This window comes from Sphingobacterium sp. InxBP1, from assembly GCF_026191775.1.
GTDB lineage: Bacteria > Bacteroidota > Bacteroidia > Sphingobacteriales > Sphingobacteriaceae > Sphingobacterium > Sphingobacterium thalpophilum.
Genome location: NZ_JAINDX010000049.1, coordinates 210,982 through 228,862 on the forward strand (window position 1 = coordinate 210,982; position 17,881 = coordinate 228,862).

The 17,881-nt window shown below is 42.4% G+C and carries 15 protein-coding genes; 3 read left to right on the forward strand and 12 right to left on the reverse strand.

The window, feature by feature from the left end; all coding sequences use genetic code 11:
- Positions 1-56 precede the first annotated feature (56 nt).
- From K7A41_RS20985 to K7A41_RS21000, 4 genes are all read right to left on the reverse strand, one after another.
- The gene (locus tag K7A41_RS20985; RefSeq protein ID WP_265715359.1) at positions 57-1,496 is read right to left on the reverse strand and encodes a TolC family protein; all 1,440 of its coding nucleotides are present in this window, start codon (positions 1,494-1,496) and stop codon (positions 57-59) included.
- Positions 1,489-4,650, reverse strand: coding sequence for an efflux RND transporter permease subunit (locus K7A41_RS20990; RefSeq protein WP_265715361.1), 3,162 nt, complete (start codon positions 4,648-4,650; stop codon positions 1,489-1,491). Before K7A41_RS20990 ends, K7A41_RS20985 begins: the two co-directional genes overlap by 8 nt.
- 15 nt (positions 4,651-4,665) lie before the next feature.
- Positions 4,666-5,745 (reverse strand): efflux RND transporter periplasmic adaptor subunit, encoded by a 1,080-nt coding sequence (locus tag K7A41_RS20995; protein WP_028070135.1) that lies wholly within the window; start codon positions 5,743-5,745, stop codon positions 4,666-4,668.
- Between the two features lie 108 nt (positions 5,746-5,853).
- Positions 5,854-6,276: a hypothetical protein gene (locus K7A41_RS21000; protein ID WP_265715362.1), complete on the reverse strand. Its 423-nt coding sequence runs from the start codon at positions 6,274-6,276 to the stop codon at positions 5,854-5,856.
- A gap of 348 nt (positions 6,277-6,624) precedes the next feature.
- On the opposite strand from K7A41_RS21000, the gene K7A41_RS21005 reads away from it, so the two are divergent.
- Positions 6,625-7,752, forward strand: coding sequence for an aldo/keto reductase (locus K7A41_RS21005; protein ID WP_265715363.1), 1,128 nt, complete (start codon positions 6,625-6,627; stop codon positions 7,750-7,752).
- A 101-nt stretch (positions 7,753-7,853) separates the two neighbouring features.
- Here the strand turns inward: K7A41_RS21005 and K7A41_RS21010 are convergent, their stop codons facing one another.
- From K7A41_RS21010 to K7A41_RS21025, 4 genes are all read right to left on the reverse strand, one after another.
- Positions 7,854-8,240: a DUF5856 family protein gene (locus tag K7A41_RS21010; protein ID WP_265715364.1), complete on the reverse strand. Its 387-nt coding sequence runs from the start codon at positions 8,238-8,240 to the stop codon at positions 7,854-7,856.
- Positions 8,241-8,379: 139 nt separating this feature from the next.
- Positions 8,380-8,913 carry a dihydrofolate reductase family protein gene (locus tag K7A41_RS21015; RefSeq protein WP_265715367.1) on the reverse strand — a complete coding sequence of 178 codons (534 nt, stop codon included), beginning with the start codon at positions 8,911-8,913 and terminating at the stop codon, positions 8,380-8,382.
- A 72-nt stretch (positions 8,914-8,985) separates the two neighbouring features.
- Complete coding sequence (locus tag K7A41_RS21020; protein WP_265715368.1) at positions 8,986-9,720, reverse strand: helix-turn-helix transcriptional regulator; 735 nt, start codon at positions 9,718-9,720, stop codon at positions 8,986-8,988.
- Positions 9,721-9,857: 137 nt separating this feature from the next.
- Positions 9,858-10,754: an EamA family transporter gene (locus K7A41_RS21025; protein ID WP_265715369.1), complete on the reverse strand. Its 897-nt coding sequence runs from the start codon at positions 10,752-10,754 to the stop codon at positions 9,858-9,860.
- A 75-nt stretch (positions 10,755-10,829) separates the two neighbouring features.
- Here K7A41_RS21025 and K7A41_RS21030 point away from each other — a divergent pair, with 75 nt between their 5' ends.
- The gene (locus K7A41_RS21030; protein ID WP_265715371.1) at positions 10,830-11,318 is read left to right on the forward strand and encodes an Lrp/AsnC family transcriptional regulator; all 489 of its coding nucleotides are present in this window, start codon (positions 10,830-10,832) and stop codon (positions 11,316-11,318) included.
- Between the two features lie 52 nt (positions 11,319-11,370).
- On the opposite strand, the gene K7A41_RS21035 is transcribed toward K7A41_RS21030, so the two are convergent.
- A complete protein-coding gene (locus tag K7A41_RS21035; RefSeq protein WP_028070143.1) occupies positions 11,371-11,706 on the reverse strand; it encodes a hypothetical protein in 336 nt (111 codons plus the stop codon).
- Between the two features lie 265 nt (positions 11,707-11,971).
- Between K7A41_RS21035 and K7A41_RS21040 the strand changes: the two genes are divergently transcribed.
- The gene (locus K7A41_RS21040) at positions 11,972-12,772 is read left to right on the forward strand and encodes a 3-keto-disaccharide hydrolase (RefSeq protein ID WP_265715372.1); all 801 of its coding nucleotides are present in this window, start codon (positions 11,972-11,974) and stop codon (positions 12,770-12,772) included.
- A 25-nt stretch (positions 12,773-12,797) separates the two neighbouring features.
- On the opposite strand, the gene K7A41_RS21045 is transcribed toward K7A41_RS21040, so the two are convergent.
- The 3 genes from K7A41_RS21045 to K7A41_RS21055 all read right to left on the reverse strand — a co-directional run bounded on the left by K7A41_RS21045 (position 12,798) and on the right by K7A41_RS21055 (position 17,880).
- Positions 12,798-13,229, reverse strand: coding sequence for a hypothetical protein (locus tag K7A41_RS21045; protein WP_265715373.1), 432 nt, complete (start codon positions 13,227-13,229; stop codon positions 12,798-12,800).
- 375 nt (positions 13,230-13,604) lie between these two features.
- On the reverse strand, positions 13,605-14,705 hold the full coding sequence (locus K7A41_RS21050; RefSeq protein WP_265715375.1) for an efflux RND transporter periplasmic adaptor subunit: 1,101 nt from the start codon (positions 14,703-14,705) through the stop codon (positions 13,605-13,607).
- 1 nt (position 14,706) lies between these two features.
- On the reverse strand, positions 14,707-17,880 hold the full coding sequence (locus K7A41_RS21055) for an efflux RND transporter permease subunit (RefSeq protein ID WP_265715376.1): 3,174 nt from the start codon (positions 17,878-17,880) through the stop codon (positions 14,707-14,709).
- Between the last annotated feature and the right edge of the window lies 1 nt (position 17,881).

Here is a 17,881-nt window from a genome sequence, read left to right on the forward strand (position 1 = left end):
TGTCTTATATTTCCGGACAGCCCTCACGGGGTAGATAAGATAGCAGGGCGATTCTGTTATTGTCGATTCCAGCCGCCGCCTAGTGATCTATATATCGAAACACTTGCTTTAAGCTGGCCCACTTTTTTTTCAACGAATTCAAATTTTGACTCGAGTGCATCGCGCTGGGTGAGTAAAACTTCCATATAGTCGGCTCTAGCATATTTAAACAGGTCGTTGGATATGCCAATGGACTCATTTAATGCCTCAACTTCTTTCGTTTTAATATCGAGTCCACTTTCAAGGTTTTTAATTTTTGAGAGTTGATTGGTGACTTCGATAAAGGCTCCCAGAACGGTCTGTTCATAATGCAGGACAGCTTGCACTTGTCGCGCATTCGCATTTTTATATGCTGCTTTGATTGCTTTTTTGTTGATCAGCGGAGCTGTGAGTTCTCCGACTAAAGAAGAAACGAAAGATGCGGGCTTAATCAGATAAGTCGGGTCGAAAGCTTGTAAACCAACACCAGCGGTAATATCCAATGAAGGATAGAAACGTGCTTTTGCTGATTTAATATCCAGCTTGGCAGCTGCAAGCTCATATTCTGCTTTTTTGATGTCAGGACGGTGTTCCAACAAGTCTGCAGGTATACCCGTATACACGGTTGGTGGTACAAGGGAGGCGAAAACGTCATGATTTCTTTTTACCTGCTGGGGAAATCTCCCAACTAAAAAATTGATCTTATTTTCCGTTTCTGTTATTTTTTGTTTAATATCGAATTGCATGCCCTGAGTTTTGAGAATCTGTGCTTGAAATCTCTTGATTGCTAATTTGTTGGCTCTAGCAAACTGTTTGAGATCGTTGACAACAGCCAGTGCATCATTTTGTATTTTAATGTTCTCGTTGATCACCTCGAGTTCATTGTCCAATGCAAGGAGCTCATAATAGGAATCCGCGATTTCTGAAATCAAATTGGTGACCATGAAATTTTTACCTTCAACACTTGCCAGATATCGATGTAGCTGAGCCTTGGTCGCGTTGTGTAATTTTCCCCAAATGTCAGTTTCCCACTTGGCCTGTAGTCCCAATCCGAAATCGAGGAGTGGCTCGGGCATCTCCCTTCCGGGCTCGATTTCCGTATTGGCTTCCATTGCGCCGATGTTGGTATATCGGCTGGCTTTGTCCAGACCAGCGCCAGCCTTTATACCAACAGATGGTAAATATTCACCTTTTTTTGAACTCACTTCATTTCTTTCAATTTCAATTTCTTGAAGAATGATATTCAGCTCTTGATTGTTCTGCAATGCTTCTTGAATCAGCGCCTGCAGATTAGGATCGGTAAAGTAGCTATCCCATTTCATTTTTCCGGTATTAGCTGAATCCTGTTCCGCTGTGCCATAGTGTGTGGGCACAGTCTTATTTTCTACGCGTTGCTGTATTTCCAAAGGTTTACACGCTGCAAAGCTTAATAAAACGAGCGTGAAACCGGCATATTTGTATATTCTGTTCTTATTCATAATGTATCATGTCTTCGCTTAAAGGTGATTCGTCTTCGGCTTGGATCATTTTTCTTCCATCCGCGAGTTTCGCAAAAATATAATAGAGACCTGGAATGACAATTACACCGAAAATTGTCCCGACAAGCATTCCGCCCAATGCTGATGCACCGATAGTGTGATTTCCGATAGCCCCCGCGCCTCCGGCAAAGACTAAGGGTACCAATCCCGCTATAAAAGCAAATGACGTCATCAAAATCGGTCTAAACCTGGCTTTTGACCCCTCTATTGCTGCCTCCAAAATAGAGTCGCCAGCCTGCCTTCGTTTTACAGCAAATTCTACAATAAGTACTGCATTTTTACCTAATAACCCGATAATCATGATGAGTCCCACTTGCGCATAGATATCATTCTCCAGGCCCATAGCTTTTAATAGGAAAAATGAACCGAATACGCCCACTGGTAGGGATAGTAAAACCGCAAATGGAATAATAAAGCTTTCATATTGTGCAGCCAATACGAGATAAACAAACACCAGTACAACCAAAAATACGTAAACGGCCTCGTTACCTCTTTGCGCCTCGTCGTAGGAGAGTCCTTCCCAGGCTACCTTATATCCATGCGGTAATGTCTGTATGGCGGTTTCGTTGATTGCATGAATGGCATCTGCAGTTGTGTAACCTTTAGCCGGAAGTCCACGAATGGCCGCCGAATTGTACATATTGTAACGTGTGATTTCATTGGGACCTTGTGTCTTTTTCAAGGTCATAAACGCTGAATAAGGAACCATTTGCCCCTGGTCGTTCTTCACATATAAATTCATAATATCCGACGGCAGTCTTCTGAATTCAGGAGATGATTGTACATAGACTTTAAAAAATTGTCCAAAGCGGATGAAACCCTGCTCATAGGTGCTTCCGATGAGGATGTTTAAGTTGTCCATGGCTTTGCCTATAGAAACCCCTTTTTGCATGGCCGCGTTATTGTCAAAGACCAATTCATATTGCGGATAATTCGCGGCGAAGAAGGTGAAGACTCCTGTCAGTTCTTTTCTTTTTTTTAGATTGGCGATAAAATTTTTGTTAACCTTGTCAAAGTCTTGGTAATCCGTCGTCCTGTTTAGGTCGAGCAATCGCATTGAAAATCCACCTGAGGAACCAAATCCTGGGACAGCCGGTGGCTCGAAAAATTCTACGATGGCTCCAAGGTCTTTTGATTTTTCTTCCAGCTCTTCCATGATCTCCTTGACAGAATGTTCACGTTCATCCCAGGTCTCCAAATTGATAAGGCAAGTACCTGCATTTGAACCCCGGCCCTCTGTCATAATTTCGTAACCTGCGAGAGAAGAAACGGACTCTACTCCCTCCACATTTTGACAGATCTTTTGCAATTCACGTGAAATTTTGTTCGTTTGCTCCAGGGTGGATCCTGGTGGCGTTTGAATAATTGCGTAGATTGTCCCTTGATCCTCGCTAGGGATAAATCCCCCTGGCAAGGTTTTGTTTATAGCGAAAGTGCCCAGACAGAAAGCGATCAATATACCCCAGGTAATAGCCCGTCTGCTGGCGATTTTTCGTAGAAATCCAGCATATTTGCCAGTGATTTTATCGAAGGTCGCGTTAAATACATCCAATGCTCTACTGAGCCCATTGGCCTTTTTGGTTTTACCATGATTGTTTTTTAATAACACGGCAGCCAGTACGGGGGTAAGGGTGAGTGCTACTACGGCCGAAATGACAATTGAACTCGCCATTGTAATAGAAAACTGACGGTAAAATGTACCGACGGGTCCGGTCATAAAGGAAATAGGAATAAATACGGCCACCATCACCGCAGTGATCGCGATAATGGCTCCCGCGATTTCAGCCATCACTTCTTTAACAGCATTGTATGGTGATATATTGCTTTCTTCCATTTTTGCGTGTACCGCCTCTATAACCACGATCGCGTTATCGACCACAATTCCAATTGCTAATACCAGCGCGAAAAGCGTGACCAAGTTGATTGACAGGCCAAATAGCTGTAAGACGAAGAAGGTACCTATGAGCGAGACCGGGACGGCTATAATAGGGATCAGAGTAGATCTCCAGTCCCCAAGGAAGATGAATACGACGATGGCTACCAAAATGAAGGCATCACGCAAAGTGTGCATTACTTGCTCAATAGAAGCATCCAGAAACTGGGATACGTCATAACTGATTTTATAATCAATGCCGGGTGGAAAGTTGCCCTTCATTTCCTTGAGCTTTGCTTTTACATCTTTGATCACATCATTGGCATTACTGCCATAATTTTGTTTGAGCACGATCGAAGCGGATGGATGTCCGTCCAGATTGGAGTAGATATCAAAGAATTCGCTGCCCAGCTCCACTTTGGCGACATCCTTTAATTTGATATTTTCACCTTCGGCATTGGCTCGCAAGATGATGTTTTCATATTCCTGGGGCTGATTGTATTGTCCTTTGTAAGTCAGAACGTATTCAAGCGACTGTGCCACTATACCTGAACTCTGGCCAAGCCGTCCTGGACGTCCAATGATACTTTGCTCACCTATTGCCTCCATCACTTCATCCACAGACAGATTATAAGCCCGCATACGATCCGGATTCAGCCAAATCCGCATGGCATACCTACGGCTTCCGAGAATCTGTGATTTGGCAATACCATGAATACGGTTGATCTCAGGGATGATATTGACCGTCGCATAGTTATATAAGAACTTCTCGTCCATACTTTTATTGGTACTGTATAGATTGACGTACATCAACATACTGGGCTGGATTGGATTGACCACAACCCCTTCTTTCTGGACGAGCTCAGGCAACAAGGGCATCACCTGATCGACACGTGTTTTGACGAGTACAACAGCATCATTTGGATCGGTTCCGGGATCAAAAATCACGTTAACAGTAGCTTCACCGGCGCTCGTTGCATCTGTTGCTATGTATCGCATGCCCTGCACACCATTAATTGCATTTTCCAATGTTATGAGCGATGACTTGACCAATACATCTGCGCTTGCTCCTGGATAGGCTATGGTAACTGCAACTGTAGTCGGTGCTATTTTTGGAAATTGTTCCGTGGGTAACTGTTTGATGGCCAAGCCACCAATAAATAGGATGACAACCGATAATACGATAGCGAATACCGGTCGGTGTATGACTTTCTTAAACATAAGGTTTCCGTTTAATTACTCTGCATATAAATCTAGATTCGACATGACCTTTTCAGGATTTTGATATCTGGATTCAATTGTTTGGTTTTCTTGAACCATGCGTAATCCATTCAAAAGAATTTTGTCATTTTTTCCGAGTCCGTTGGAGATAACATAAATATGCGGTAGCTCAGCAGCAATCGTCACTTCTCTAGCTTTCACCTTATTGTCTTTGGTTACAACATACACATACTTTTTCTCGAGCTCTTCAAATGTCGCTTTCTGGGGGATCATCAGCGCGGCTTCATAAGGAGAAGTAATCATAATATTCCCTGTCTGCCCGTATCTTAAAAGTCCTTTGGGATTTGGAAATGTTGCCCTATATGCGATATTGCCTGTTTCATTGTTGAAGTCCGATTCTATCGTCTCTACAACCCCGTCCTGATCAAACTCTTTTCCATTCGCCATTTTTAGGCGTACATGCATCGGACTGTTGCCTTTTTTGGCTTCCATTTGATTCAGATATTCTACTTCTGGGACATTAAAATAGACCCACATTTTACTATTGTCTGATAGCTCGGTTATTAGTTCACCTTCATCAACGAGACTTCCTTTCCGTATATGTAATTTGCCAACTATTCCCGAGAAAGGAGCTCTGATATCTGTGAACTTTAGGTGAGTATTCATCGACGCGAGTTCAGCTTTGGCCTTTTCATATTTTGCTTTAGCCATTTCTGCCTCTTGTGGAGCGACGATATCTTTTTCAGAAAGGTTTTTGGCATTCTGATATTCGATTTCTGCATATTTTACTTCAGCCTTGGCTCGGTTGACATCTGACTCATAAAGATTGGGCATAATTTTAAACAGCGGTTGTCCTTTCTGTACATATTGTCCCTCATCAACAAATATGGACTGAATATACCCTTTTTCTTGCGCTCGAAGTTCAATATGGTTTATAGAGCGAATTTGTGCTACATACTCTTTGTTAACTAATGTGTCTTTGATTAGGGGGGAAGTGACATTGAATATCGCTGATTCCTTCTTTTCTTTTTTATCGGATTGGCAGCTCGTGAATAAAACGATAAGACACAGACTGATATACATGAATCTTTTCATGAAGTGATAAATTTTTATAATAATTCTTTTTAAAAAAATGGACAATAACATTACTGGCTTTCAGAAAAATCTGGAAGCAATACTCTTTTTTGAAGAATTATGATAAAATCACAGCCTGAGTACAGCGTAGTGAATATAAAGGGCCTCTTTGTATGGCCATCGGCACTCCAGGGAGGCGAGGGAGACAGCGGTATAATGGTTGAATATCCCGGGGCAAAGGTAGGAATTTAAATTTCTGAGATCGTTTCTCAGGAGAGCAATAAGGTTTGCCGGATTGGTGTCGGTTCCACTGTCATCATTTTCATTGTCGGTTTCAGGAAAATAAGCTTTTAGACTTTCCCGATGATGATGTACTCCCTTTTTATAACGATCAGTCTGGAAATTTTCGCGATTTGACGAGGCTAAGCCGTCGTGGACTGCTGCTTGATATTTTGGAGCAGATGCAGACAGCTGTGTAAAAAAACAGCAGCCGATACTGATGAGTATAGCCCCTATTAATCCGTACAAATATCGATGAAATTTTCTTTGCATCCGTTTGACAAATGTAATCAAAGTTAAAAGAGGATACAAGTTGTTTTCGTGTTAAATTCTTAATGTTTACGTGTAATTGTTACAAATTCATGAATTATTTGTTGTCCATTCGCAAAAACTAATAAATCAAAAGCGAATACGAATAGCTGAGATAGTAATGAAGTAACACCATTATCTGTTTATGCCTAAGCTCGCCACGGATGCTACATCATTGTTTGGCTTGTCAGCGATGATGAACGAAGATGCACCCTATAGGGAAGGTGTGGACATCCAAATTATTTTCAAACTTTGTGATGATAAGAATTGTTTACAGAGGGAAAACAATAGATTTATCCAAACGGATCTGTCATGGAAAGAAGACAATTTTTGGCACAGGCCACCCTAGCGGGAACTGGAATGGCATTAGGTACAGGGCTTCCCAATTTAGTTTCCGCATCATCACATGAAAATGAACCAATGTCATTATCAACTCCAAAAGAGACCAAGCGATTCCGTCCAAAGGATAAAGCTGGCTTTGGAGGAGTGGCACTCGGAAATGGGTTCCAGCAAAATCCGGATCGGGAGTGCCTGGAAGCTGTAGAAGCGGCATGGGATGCCGGTATACGGCTCTATGATACTTCACCATGGTATGGCTTAGGTATTAGCGAACGGAGAATGGGCTTGTTCCTAAAAGATAAGCCTCGGGAGAGCTTTACGCTGTCCACTAAAGTAGGGCGTCTTTTGATTCCGAAAGAAAATTTTAGTGCTGACGAGCTGCTATGGAAGGGAAAACTCAATTTTAGCTATAAATACGACTATACCGCTTCAGGTGTAAGACGCAGTGTTGAGGATAGCCTGCAACGTCTGGGGCTATCTGCTATCGATATTGTGTTTATCCACGACTTATCACCTGATAATGCTGATATGAAAACCACGTATCCAAGCTATTTCCAACAGGCGGTCAAAGGAGCAATGCCCGAACTGACTAAAATGAGGGAAGAGGGGATTATTAAAGGATGGGGGCTCGGTGTGAATACCATAGAACCGATTTTGCAAACCTTAAGCGCTGCTGATCCTGATATATTTCTCTCTGCGTGCCAGTATTCGCTGATCAAACATGAGGATGATCTCAATAGGGTTTTCCCAAAGGTTGCAGAACGAAACGTTTCCATCATTGTAGGAGCGCCTCTGTGTGCAGGATTTCTGTCAGGAAAGGACCGTTATCTATACGACGGGCAGTTTCCGGACGGGGTAAAAGATAAATTGGCTTCGCTAAAACGAGTTGCAACTAACCATGCTGTCGATCTGCGGACAGCAGCATTACAGTTTGCGGCAGCCCCGGAGGTGGTTTCGGGTGTAATACCGGGAGCACACACAGCTGAACAAGCAGTGCAAAACGCGGCGTCTTTTAAGATCGCGATTCCTGCTGATTTCTGGTCGGAGCTAAAACATGAGAAATTAATTGCAGAAAACGCACCAGTGCCTATTTCGGCGTAAAGCTAAATTACAAATGGGCTGTCGCGAAGCAGACAACCCATTTGTAATTTATTTTGCAGATTTTCTTACGATAGCATTTCAAACACACTGTTTTAAGTTTTCTACTCAAGCCGTTTTAATCTAAAGAGAAGTTGCTGGATAGTCTCTTGTACATCATCAATGATTGATTGGGAAAAACTTTCCGGAAAAAGCGATTGGCGCTGACTTTCGACTTCCTGATAGTAAGCTTCGATATATTTGATGTGTTGCTGCGGCCGTGTTGTTTCAGGGATTATGATATCCACAGTACCTTTTAGGGCAAAGGTAGTCTCCACAAGCCGGTCAGTGACATCTACTAGTGAATCTATCGCTTGATCTAATAATATATGAGCCTCATAACTTCCTTTTCCGGTGATAGACCAGTGAATTAGTTTTAAAGAATTCCTGAATGAAATCAGTTTACCTAAAAATTCGCCCATCGCATTTTTGTTGTTTTTCGCTTTTGCCATAATTAAAAATCAAATTTGTAATGTCAGTCTGGATCTGATATCCATAGTTAAATGTGATAACAATAAAAAAAGACATAATGTTTCCTATACAAATCAGATTTTTGAGATGAGCAAAATCCAATCTCTATGGTGAATGTAGTTATCGCTTTTTTCGATAGTGTACCTGCGTTAAACCCGTATCGTAAGTTTGAGCTGCTACGAGCTGAAGAGGCTGTTCGGGAATTCCTTCCTTAAAGAGTTTTGTGCCAGCACCTAACAGTATCGGAATAACAGATATGATCAGCTCATCGATTAAATCGTTCAGCAGGAGTTCGTTTATTATTTCTGCACCCCCGTCACAATAGATATTTTTCCCCGTTTGGGATTTGAGTTGGTGGACAAGCTCCACTAAATTTCCAGTATAAAAAGTTGTCCTTCCTAAAGAGGGCTTGTCCGTTCTAGTGATAACATAAATGTCTCTTTGCCCGTTGTCGTAGTGGGTGGCGCCGATTTCCCTAACCACATAGTCATAAGTTTTCCTACCTATGATTATGGTATCTATGGAGTTTGAAAATTGAGTATATCCATAATCTTCTCCTTCCTTTTCCACCAGCTTCAGAAAGCTGAGATCGTCATTGGGTTTCGCAATGTAACCGTCTAAGCTCATCGCAATAAAGAGTGATAGTTTACGCATTTGCTTTACATATTAAAGTTTACACAAAAATAGGTGCATTGATCACTTATATTTTGGAAAAAAGCGACAAAATCAAAATTTTGAAGGTGACATTCCTGTATGTTTTTTAAAATCATTTGTCAAATGCGCATGGTCGTAGTAACCACATTCAAATGCTATGTTTAGTAAACTCGTCCTTTGATTTGGTTCTTTTATCTTGGACAAAGCGTTTTGAAACCTGATAATGCGTGTATACTCTTTGGGGCTAACACCTACATGCGTCTTAAACTTGCGTTCTAGTTGTCTCACCGACGTAAAATTTCTTTTAGCAATTTCATCTATAGTAATTTGACCCTGAGCTTGATGGATAGTTTTTAAAGCCGATTCAAGAGAGGCACTGATAGGATGTAGGCGATGAGCAAAAAATTCATTTAAATAGCCGACTGGATTTTTAAGAAATTTGTCGAGATGGAAAGAATGGGTATGGTCAAGTTGGACAGTTGTATCTACTATTTCACTTTGAGCACTATAATCGTAGAAATTAGGAAATACGCCCGGCTTCAGACAAACACCAAATAGATGGATGTTTTCATCAACAAAGCTATCTTTAAAAGAGGTTGTAGCACCGACAGCGTACGTTTTCCCAAAATCCATTTTCGTTGTCCCATTATCGGTAATACAAGTATCCCCCAGATTGATGACCACTCCTCCGCAACCATCAGGAAAATTTCGTTCCCATTGGCTATCTTTCTCTTCTCCAATTAACTCCCAAAATGTATGAATATAAGGGGCCAAAATAGGGGCGGGTTTTATTTCCTTGTATTTCATAAAGTGAATAATTAGTTCGCAATAATACAAAAAAATACCCTCATTTTTGGCCAAATATGTTGTTATTTAATTCCTCCGTTGTACACGAATAAGAAATATAAAGACAAAAAGTGGGCTATTTTTTTTAAGCGGACGAGTCATCTTTTGCGGTTCGACCGGCCGAGGAGAAATACTGTGGAAATAATACAGAAGCTCCCGATCCAGTCGGTCCACGAAAAGGGGATGGCGAGCCAGTACACAGCTAAAATAGTAGCTGCTAAAGGTTCTGCTGATGCCAAAAGACTGGCTTTTTGTCCGCCAATTAATCTGACGGCGTATAAATAAAAAGAAAAAGCTACCAAGGTGCCCAACACAATAATGGCTGCCGTGTTGAATAAAGTATAAGTATCCCATATTCCTTGAAAGTCCCAGGGTGCTTTGACAAAACTAAAGACTAGACCGCCACATAACATCCCCCATCCGATAACTACGGAAGGTTCATATTTTGCCAATAAACGCGCAGGTTGGAGCGTATAGATAGCGAGAGCGACTGCTGATGATAAGCCTAGAAAAAGTGCAACTGGAGAGATCGTTAATGCGTTGGCGTCTCCATGAGTAACTAACAGGAAGGTGCCTATCACAGCAAGGCCGATGGCAAGTCCTTCTTTCGGGGTTGGCAGTTGTCTTTTTTTGATGCTTAGATAGACGGCAATCATGATAGGACCGGAATATTGTAATACCGTTGCGGTAGCTGCATTGGAATGCTTGATAGCTGCAAAATAGGTATACTGCACTGCCAACATGCCTACCATACTAAAAACGACAAGTTGCGCTGCGTCTTTTCTGTTGCGCCAGATTCCAAATATAGTTGTCTTTTGTCCAAATTGGGTAAATACCAAAAGAACAAAGCCCGACATCAGTAGCCTTGTGGTGATCAACCATTCTACATTCAAGCCTTTCTGTTCGAACAAATATTGTCCGCTTGTCCCTGATATGCCCCAAAATATCGCCGCCAGGATCGCTAATGTAGTTCCCTTAACCTGTGAAGTTTTCATGATTTGTTTACTAAGTCCGATCATGCAAAATTGCATGAAGTTTTCCGAGTATTTTCATTAGATTTGAATTAAAAAATGCAATTTTGCCTCACCGTCAGTATGGATCAATTCGATATTGCTATTTTGGAAATTTTACAAGAAGATTGTCAGACTTCACAGCGTATGATCGCAGAACGTGTCGGACTGTCTGCTGCTGCAGTCCAGCGACGGATTAAGCGGATGCGCGAAGAAGGGACGATTAAAAGAGAAGTAGCCATTCCCAACCCGCAGCATTTTGGAGATCCGATTACGATTTTGGTAGAAGTGTCTTTGGAAAATGAAAAGATTGAGCTTATCGATCAGGCGAAAAAGAGTTTTATCGAAACACCAGAAGTACAACAATGTTATTATGTTACCGGCGAAACTGATTTCTTCCTTGTCATCGTCATAAAATCGATGGCTGAATACGAGAAGCTCACGCGCAAAATATTCTTTGGAAATGACAATATCAAAAGTTTTCGGACGCTTGTCGCTATGGGTGTAGAAAAACAAGGCTTTAAACTACCAATCGTGACTTCAAATTAAATGATCTTCTGCTCTATTTTGCATTTTATCTTTTTAACATAGTCTTAGTCGGTTACATATCCTCCAACTCCTCTTTGGTATACCCGCCATTGCAATCCATGCACGCGTCAGCAAATGCATTATATTCTTCATAAGCCGCACCTATCTTCCCAAAAAGTGTTATAATGCGGTCTATTCTTATACGCATACCATTATCCATGTTGATAAATACCCCCTTTCCTTTTTCCTCGTCCATATGGATAATGATGCCTTGGGCTTCACCGATCACCTCAGGTGAGTCAAAATAGAATATTTTGCCGGTAGTTTTTTTGTCGATCTGTTCCTTAATCATTTCGCAGAATTCCCAAGCTACCGGGAGATAGGCGTTCTCTTCAGCTTTCGTTTTCATAAAATCCGTTACGTTTATCTTTGCTTTGTTATCCGGGGCGTTATCCATTAAAATGTACTCGCTTAGGTATTAAACAGTTATTAAGCGCGGATGTTTTTGTCATCCCCGCACTTCTTCAATCGAAGGTACTCATTTATGTTCCAATAATGGTTTTTTCTGCCAGCTGATGGCTAAAGCCGGTTGATCTGCAGAGAAAAACTTGACGGGCAACCTTTAATTGAATATCTTGTGGTCTACTTTCCAGTTTAAACTAATGACTTTTCAAATGAAGAGATTTTTTATTGCAATTTTAGTTACGGGTTTTATTTTCGGGAGCTGTTCCGGAATGAAGGGCCCGCGTGACGATAACGGGTGGAAGCCTCTATTCAATGGCAAGGATGTTCACAATTGGTTTGTCAAAATTCACCATCATGACTTTGGTGTAAATTACGGTCGTACCTTTAGGGTTGAGGAGGGCATGATTAAGATCAGGTATGATCAGTATGGCGATTTCAATGATCAGTTTGGTCATTTGTATTATAACACACCGTTTTCGCATTATCATTTAAAATTTGAGTACCGCTTTGTGGGTGATCTTCATCGGGGAGCACCATCCTATACATTACGTAATAGCGGTATTATGTTTCATTCTCAAGATCCCAGAACCATATTGAAGGAGCAAGATTGGCCTATTTCCATCGAGATGCAACTTTTGGGAGGACTGGGAGATGGACAGCCAAGACCCACAGGTAATATGTGCTCTCCCGGGACCAATGTTGTATACCAAGGGGAGATTGCTGCTTCGCATTGTTTAAATTCGACTTCTGAGACTTTTGATGGAGACCAATGGGTACGCGGAGAATTGATCGTGCTCGGTGATTCGTTGATCAAACATATCATTAATGGTGATACTGTCCTGCAATATTCAAAACCTCAAATCGGTGGGGGAGTTGCCAATGGCTACGACCCTAAAATTAAGATTGACGGCAAACTGCTGAGCAGTGGATTTATAGCATTGCAAAGTGAGGGGCAGCCCATAGACTTTAAAAATATTCGGATTAAAGAGCTCCCAAAACCAAAAAAATAATTTTATGTTTTGATCTATTCCATAGTTACTGCTTTTGTACCGTAATGGCAATTTTGTATTTTCCTTTAAGCGTGTGCACGGCATGCTGTTGAGTAGGGTAAGGATCAACACTCAGTAACGAGAAGCTATAACTCTTATATATTGCTGATTTCTGATACCCGCTTTGCTGTAAGTCGGTTGTCGCAAGATCCAATATGACAGGCTCCGCTGATTGATCCCTTATTTCGATCTGAGCAACCGCAACTCCTTCCCAAATACAATTTGCCCCTTGGGGGCAACGGCTATCTTCCGAAATACCTTTGAATTTGACACGTAGAGGAGATCCTTTCACTGGACTTTCATGCCCCTCGGTGAGTTCGATATGTCTGCTGCCGGCACGTTCGATCACTTTCTGTGGCGAGCAGCAAATGGTTAATGCGCAGATCAAGCAAGTTAGAATAAAAGTTTTATGCAACATAATCCTGTTTCAAATAATAACGTAAAGTTGTGTCTCATTTCGTTAATCGCATCAAAATCGCTAGTGCCATAAAGCTATGACTGATCTATATTTCTGTCTTTTGTCATTGAGCTTATCACAAACACTTCTGAAGGTTTCTAACAGTTGGGTTGTTTGCCAGTCCAATCGGAGGTTGGTTGTCACCTTTATATACCGTTTGGTAAAAATAAGGTATTTTATGCAAGACTTCGGTACATGACCTTAAAAACTTCAGACATAGATGGTTGATCGAAAGGCGTGGGATTACTGCTGGATCTCACGCCTTGGCAATTGCTTGACCATGCCTAGTCCCACATGCCACAAAGTGGCGTGTGGGACTGGGTTGTTCTATCTATGTTAGTTTACTGCCTGGGTCTCTTCTGACGGTGCCGATAATACCATATCTCCCTCTTTTAACTGGCCAAAAACTTCTGTCAGACTGTCTCTTTGGATTCCTTCTTTGACCATTACCTTTTTTATTTGCCCTTGGACGACGGTGAATAAAAAGGTCCCTGATTGTGCGCGGACAATACTTTTTTGGGGTACCCAACTGGTTGAGGTTTTCCTTTTTAAACGCAGTTTGACCTGAGCATAGTCTCCTCCTTGCAGGCGCCCGTCATGATTCGGAACGTCAAACTCGATGGTGAGTGACCGGTCTTGCCGATCCAGCAAAGTGGAAGATCTAGATAGTTTTGCGCTAAATTGCTCTCCCGGTCTGGAGCTGGCCGTAAAGATAGCCTGTGTGCCGCGATGAACTGAAGCAGCGTGTTTTTCTGGTAAGGATACTGTTAGTCTTAGACGGTCGCCCTGAGCAATCATTAATAAAGGTTCTCCGGAATTTACACCCACCAAAGCGCCAACAGACACATTTTTGTCCCTAATTATGCCGTCAAATGGCGCTCTGATGTTGAGGTAGTCACGCATTTGAATTGTTCCTGCTGTGCCTGATTTTGCCGCGTTGTATGTCGCCAGTGCACTTTCCATCGCACTTTTACTTTTATCGAGCTCAATTTCAGCCACGGCACCACTCGTGAGCGCGGCTTGTTTGAGCCGTTCATAGGCTTGTTTGGTAAAAAGGTAATCGCTGTATAACTTCTGTTCTGCAGACTTGTCAGCATTTAAACGTTGATCCAGTTCAGGTGCTTCCAGTACTGCGAGTAACTGGCCTTTTTTTACAAATGTACCACGGTCAACGAGGAGCTGCTTCACAAAACCTGTGACTTTGGCATGAATCGCCACTTGTTCGTAAGGATGCAGTTCTCCAGGCAGCGAAATTTCATATTCAGGGTTATCAAATTTGACAGCAATTGTTTTGGACAGGGCTTGTTCTTCTTTGTTGCTTTCCTTGATGGAAGGGGCAACCGCTTCCGGCTGGGAGCAGGAAGTGAATACAAAATGCAGGACTATAAATAAGCATACTGTTCCGATTAGCGGAGTAAATATTTTTTTATTTTTCATGTTAATTTTGCGAGTTGATTTGACTATAATATTGACTTTCTTGATCATCAGGGTCGAGTGAAGGACTGTGTGTTTTGGCACGTGAAAGGAGCGATGAAAAGAAATGCGGTACCATGAGCAGTATGGTCACTGTGGAGGCTATCAATCCGCCGATAACCGCTCTTCCAAGCGGAGCAACCTGCTCTGCGCCGTCTCCAAGACCAATAGCCATGGGTAGCATTCCTGCAAGCATCGCCGCAGCTGTCATCAAAACCGGCCTTAAACGTGAAGAAGCTGCCAGTCTCGCGGCATTATCTGGTTTGAGAAGCAGGCTTTTCCGGTAAAACTCGGCTTGGTTCACCATCAGGACAGCATTAGAGACCGACACTCCGATCGACATGATTATGCCCATATAGGACTGTAGATTAAGCGTACTATTGGTCAGATATAAGGCTATTAGACTTCCGCCAATGACTGCCGGCAATACAGATAAGATAATTAGTGACACTTTGAACGACTGATAATACGCTGTGAGCATCAGGAAGATCACGGCAACGGCAACCGTTAACCCAGCAAGTAGGCTCTTTAAAGTTTCGCTCAGTAGTTGTAGTGTGCCCTCTGTCCATACGGTGACACCGCGTGGCGGTGCTCCAGTTTCCTTGATGGCTTTGTCTACAGCACTTGAAGCACTCCCCAAATCTCTCCCATAAAGATTCGCAACAATAGTTACATAACGGTTGGGACCCTTACGGTTGACCTGAGCAGGAGCTGTAACTCTTTTCAATGTCGCCACATCTTCCAGGACCGGTCTTGCACTTCCTTTTTTTAAAGGAAGTGAACGCAGGATTTCTTCCGATGATATCACGGCTTCTGGTATCTGCACCTGGACCTGAAAGACCAATCCAGATTTAGGGTCCACCCATAAATTTTTGTCCGTAAATCGGGTAGAAGATGTTGCGACAACAAGACTGCGAGTGATATCTTGCATTGTTAATCCGAATTGCCCTGCCAGATCGCGGTTGACCTCTATTTCCAAGGTAGGGTATGCAATTGGTTCAATAATGCGCACGTCGCGTAGATAAGAAACTTTTTTGAGATTTTTTTGTATTCTGGATGCGAATTCGAAAGCGCTACTGAGTTGAGGAGCACCCACTTTTACTTCAATTGGCGTCAACGCGCCTTGTCCCATGATTTTCTCGGTCAGTTCCATGGGCTCAAAATTAAACGCTAGATCTGGATGGTTCTTTTGCACGCTTTTTCTGATATCTTCCTTCAGTATCTCCATAGAACCGGCATACACTTGCTGATCAATGGAGACTTGCAGTACCGCTTCGTGAGAAGAATTAGTGAATAAGAAGATCGGATTGATCGGCGAACCTGCCGGCTGAGGGCCAACAAATGCGGAAGAAATGCTAATACCATTTTCAGGCACTTTTCTGCTGATAATCGTCATGATCTGTTGTACAATCTCCTCTGTTTTTTCCAGACGGCTACCTTGCGGTGCCTGTATACGGATCTGAAAGTCTCCGCTGTTGGAAACCGGCATGACATCAGTGCCTACTGCAGGTAACAGAACTGCAATTATAGGTATACAAATGAGTACGTAAATAAAAGCCAACAAAGATGAACGTTTGGTCCATTTCCGTATTCTGTAAGTATAATTGATTCTGAATTTTTCAAAGAATGCTCTTTTATGTGCTGTGCTAGTTGTTGAATGGGGCTTGCTTTTCATCATCCAGTTAGCCATGATGGGAACGAATGTCTGTGAGGCAATGAAGGAGGCGACCATGGCAAAGGCAACAGCCATGGATAAGGGTACAAACATGTCTTTTGGTATGCCCGTCATTATAAATGCTGGTGTCAGCACTGCAAGTATGCACAGTAAAATAAGCAGTTTTGGAACGGATATTTCCAGCAAAGCATCCAGGATGGCGCGAGGTTTTTGTTTTCCCATTTCCATATGCTGGTGTATGTTTTCGATAGTTACTGTAGCTTCATCCACAAGGATACCGATGGACAATGCCAGGCCACTTAAGGTCATGATATTAATCGTCTGTCCAAAAAGATACAGGACGATAACAGCTGCCATAATTGCGATTGGTATGGTCAAGACAACGATAATGGCTCCTCGGGTATCCCCTAGGAAAAGAAGAATCATCAACCCTGTAAATACAGCGCCTAACATACCTTCGTGGATCAAGTTCGAAAGTGAACGTTCAATGTATTTTGACTGATCAAATTCATAATTGATGTTCACATCTTCTGGAAGTAAATTTTTAAGCCTAGGTAATGATTCTCTTAGATTTCTAACGGCTTCAAGCGTAGAGGCGTCTGCTTTCTTGATTACAGGAAGATATACCGATCGTTTTCCATTGATCAGTGCGTAGCCTGTTGTCTGGTCTGCAGCGTCTTGTACCGTGGCAACATCACGGATATATAAGGTCCTGTTTCCGTTGGATTTGATTGGCGTGTTGAGAAACTCTTCGGGGCCTCGTGCGATAGAATTAATTGGTGCCATCAAATTTTTATCCCCGATACGGATATTTCCTGCTGGTGAGGGAAGGCTGTTTTTTGTTATTGCTGCGGTAATATCTTCGGGGCTAAGACCACTAGCCTGCATAAGTTCAGGATTGATATTGACAACGATCGTACGGGCATTTCCGCCAAACGGTGCCGGTGCGGTGATACCGGGGATCTCTACAAACATAGGCCTTATTTTGGTCAGGACCAGTGTCTGAATTTCATTGATGGACCTTTGGTCGCTTTCAAAAACTAGTTGTCCAACAGGCAGGGAACTCCCATCAAATCGTACAACAATTGGAGGTACCGCTCCCGGAGGTAAAAATCCCATCGCCCTGGAAACGGAGGCTGAAACTTCCCCAGCCGCCTGGGACATATCCGTGCCAGGGTAAAAGGTCAGCTTCATCATTGTCAATCCCTGAATACTTTTAAAATCTATATTTTTGACGCCGTTGACAAATAGCAGTACTTTTTGGAATTCGTTGGCCATAAATCCATCCATGTAAGATGGTGACAGACCTCCATATGGCATGGCTATGTACATTGCTGGAAGCTCGACACGCGGAAATATATCGACATTTATTTTTTTTATCGTGCTGTAGGAAAAGAAAACAATTGCCAGTACGGCGATCATGACTGAAATGGGCTTCCTCAAGGCAAATCTGATTATATTCATT

Coding starts and splice junctions, on each gene's coding strand:
- K7A41_RS21000 (WP_265715362.1), bottom strand. CDS start 6,276: ATGCAAAGAAAATTTCATCGATATTTGTACGGATTAATAGGGGCTATA.
- K7A41_RS21035 (WP_028070143.1), bottom strand. CDS start 11,706: ATGAAAACGAAAGCTGAAGAGAACGCCTATCTCCCGGTAGCTTGGGAA.
- K7A41_RS21020 (WP_265715368.1), bottom strand. CDS start 9,720: ATGAAATACAAGGAAATAAAACCCGCCCCTATTTTGGCCCCTTATATT.
- K7A41_RS20985 (WP_265715359.1), bottom strand. CDS start 1,496: ATGAATAAGAACAGAATATACAAATATGCCGGTTTCACGCTCGTTTTA.
- K7A41_RS21010 (WP_265715364.1), bottom strand. CDS start 8,240: ATGGCAAAAGCGAAAAACAACAAAAATGCGATGGGCGAATTTTTAGGT.
- K7A41_RS21050 (WP_265715375.1), bottom strand. CDS start 14,705: ATGAAAAATAAAAAAATATTTACTCCGCTAATCGGAACAGTATGCTTA.
- K7A41_RS21005 (WP_265715363.1), top strand. CDS start 6,625: ATGGAAAGAAGACAATTTTTGGCACAGGCCACCCTAGCGGGAACTGGA.
- K7A41_RS20990 (WP_265715361.1), bottom strand. CDS start 4,650: ATGTTTAAGAAAGTCATACACCGACCGGTATTCGCTATCGTATTATCG.
- K7A41_RS21040 (WP_265715372.1), top strand. CDS start 11,972: ATGAAGAGATTTTTTATTGCAATTTTAGTTACGGGTTTTATTTTCGGG.
- K7A41_RS20995 (WP_028070135.1), bottom strand. CDS start 5,745: ATGAAAAGATTCATGTATATCAGTCTGTGTCTTATCGTTTTATTCACG.
- K7A41_RS21045 (WP_265715373.1), bottom strand. CDS start 13,229: ATGTTGCATAAAACTTTTATTCTAACTTGCTTGATCTGCGCATTAACC.
- K7A41_RS21015 (WP_265715367.1), bottom strand. CDS start 8,913: ATGCGTAAACTATCACTCTTTATTGCGATGAGCTTAGACGGTTACATT.
- K7A41_RS21030 (WP_265715371.1), top strand. CDS start 10,830: ATGCAATTTTGCCTCACCGTCAGTATGGATCAATTCGATATTGCTATT.
- K7A41_RS21025 (WP_265715369.1), bottom strand. CDS start 10,754: ATGAAAACTTCACAGGTTAAGGGAACTACATTAGCGATCCTGGCGGCG.
- K7A41_RS21055 (WP_265715376.1), bottom strand. CDS start 17,880: ATGAATATAATCAGATTTGCCTTGAGGAAGCCCATTTCAGTCATGATC.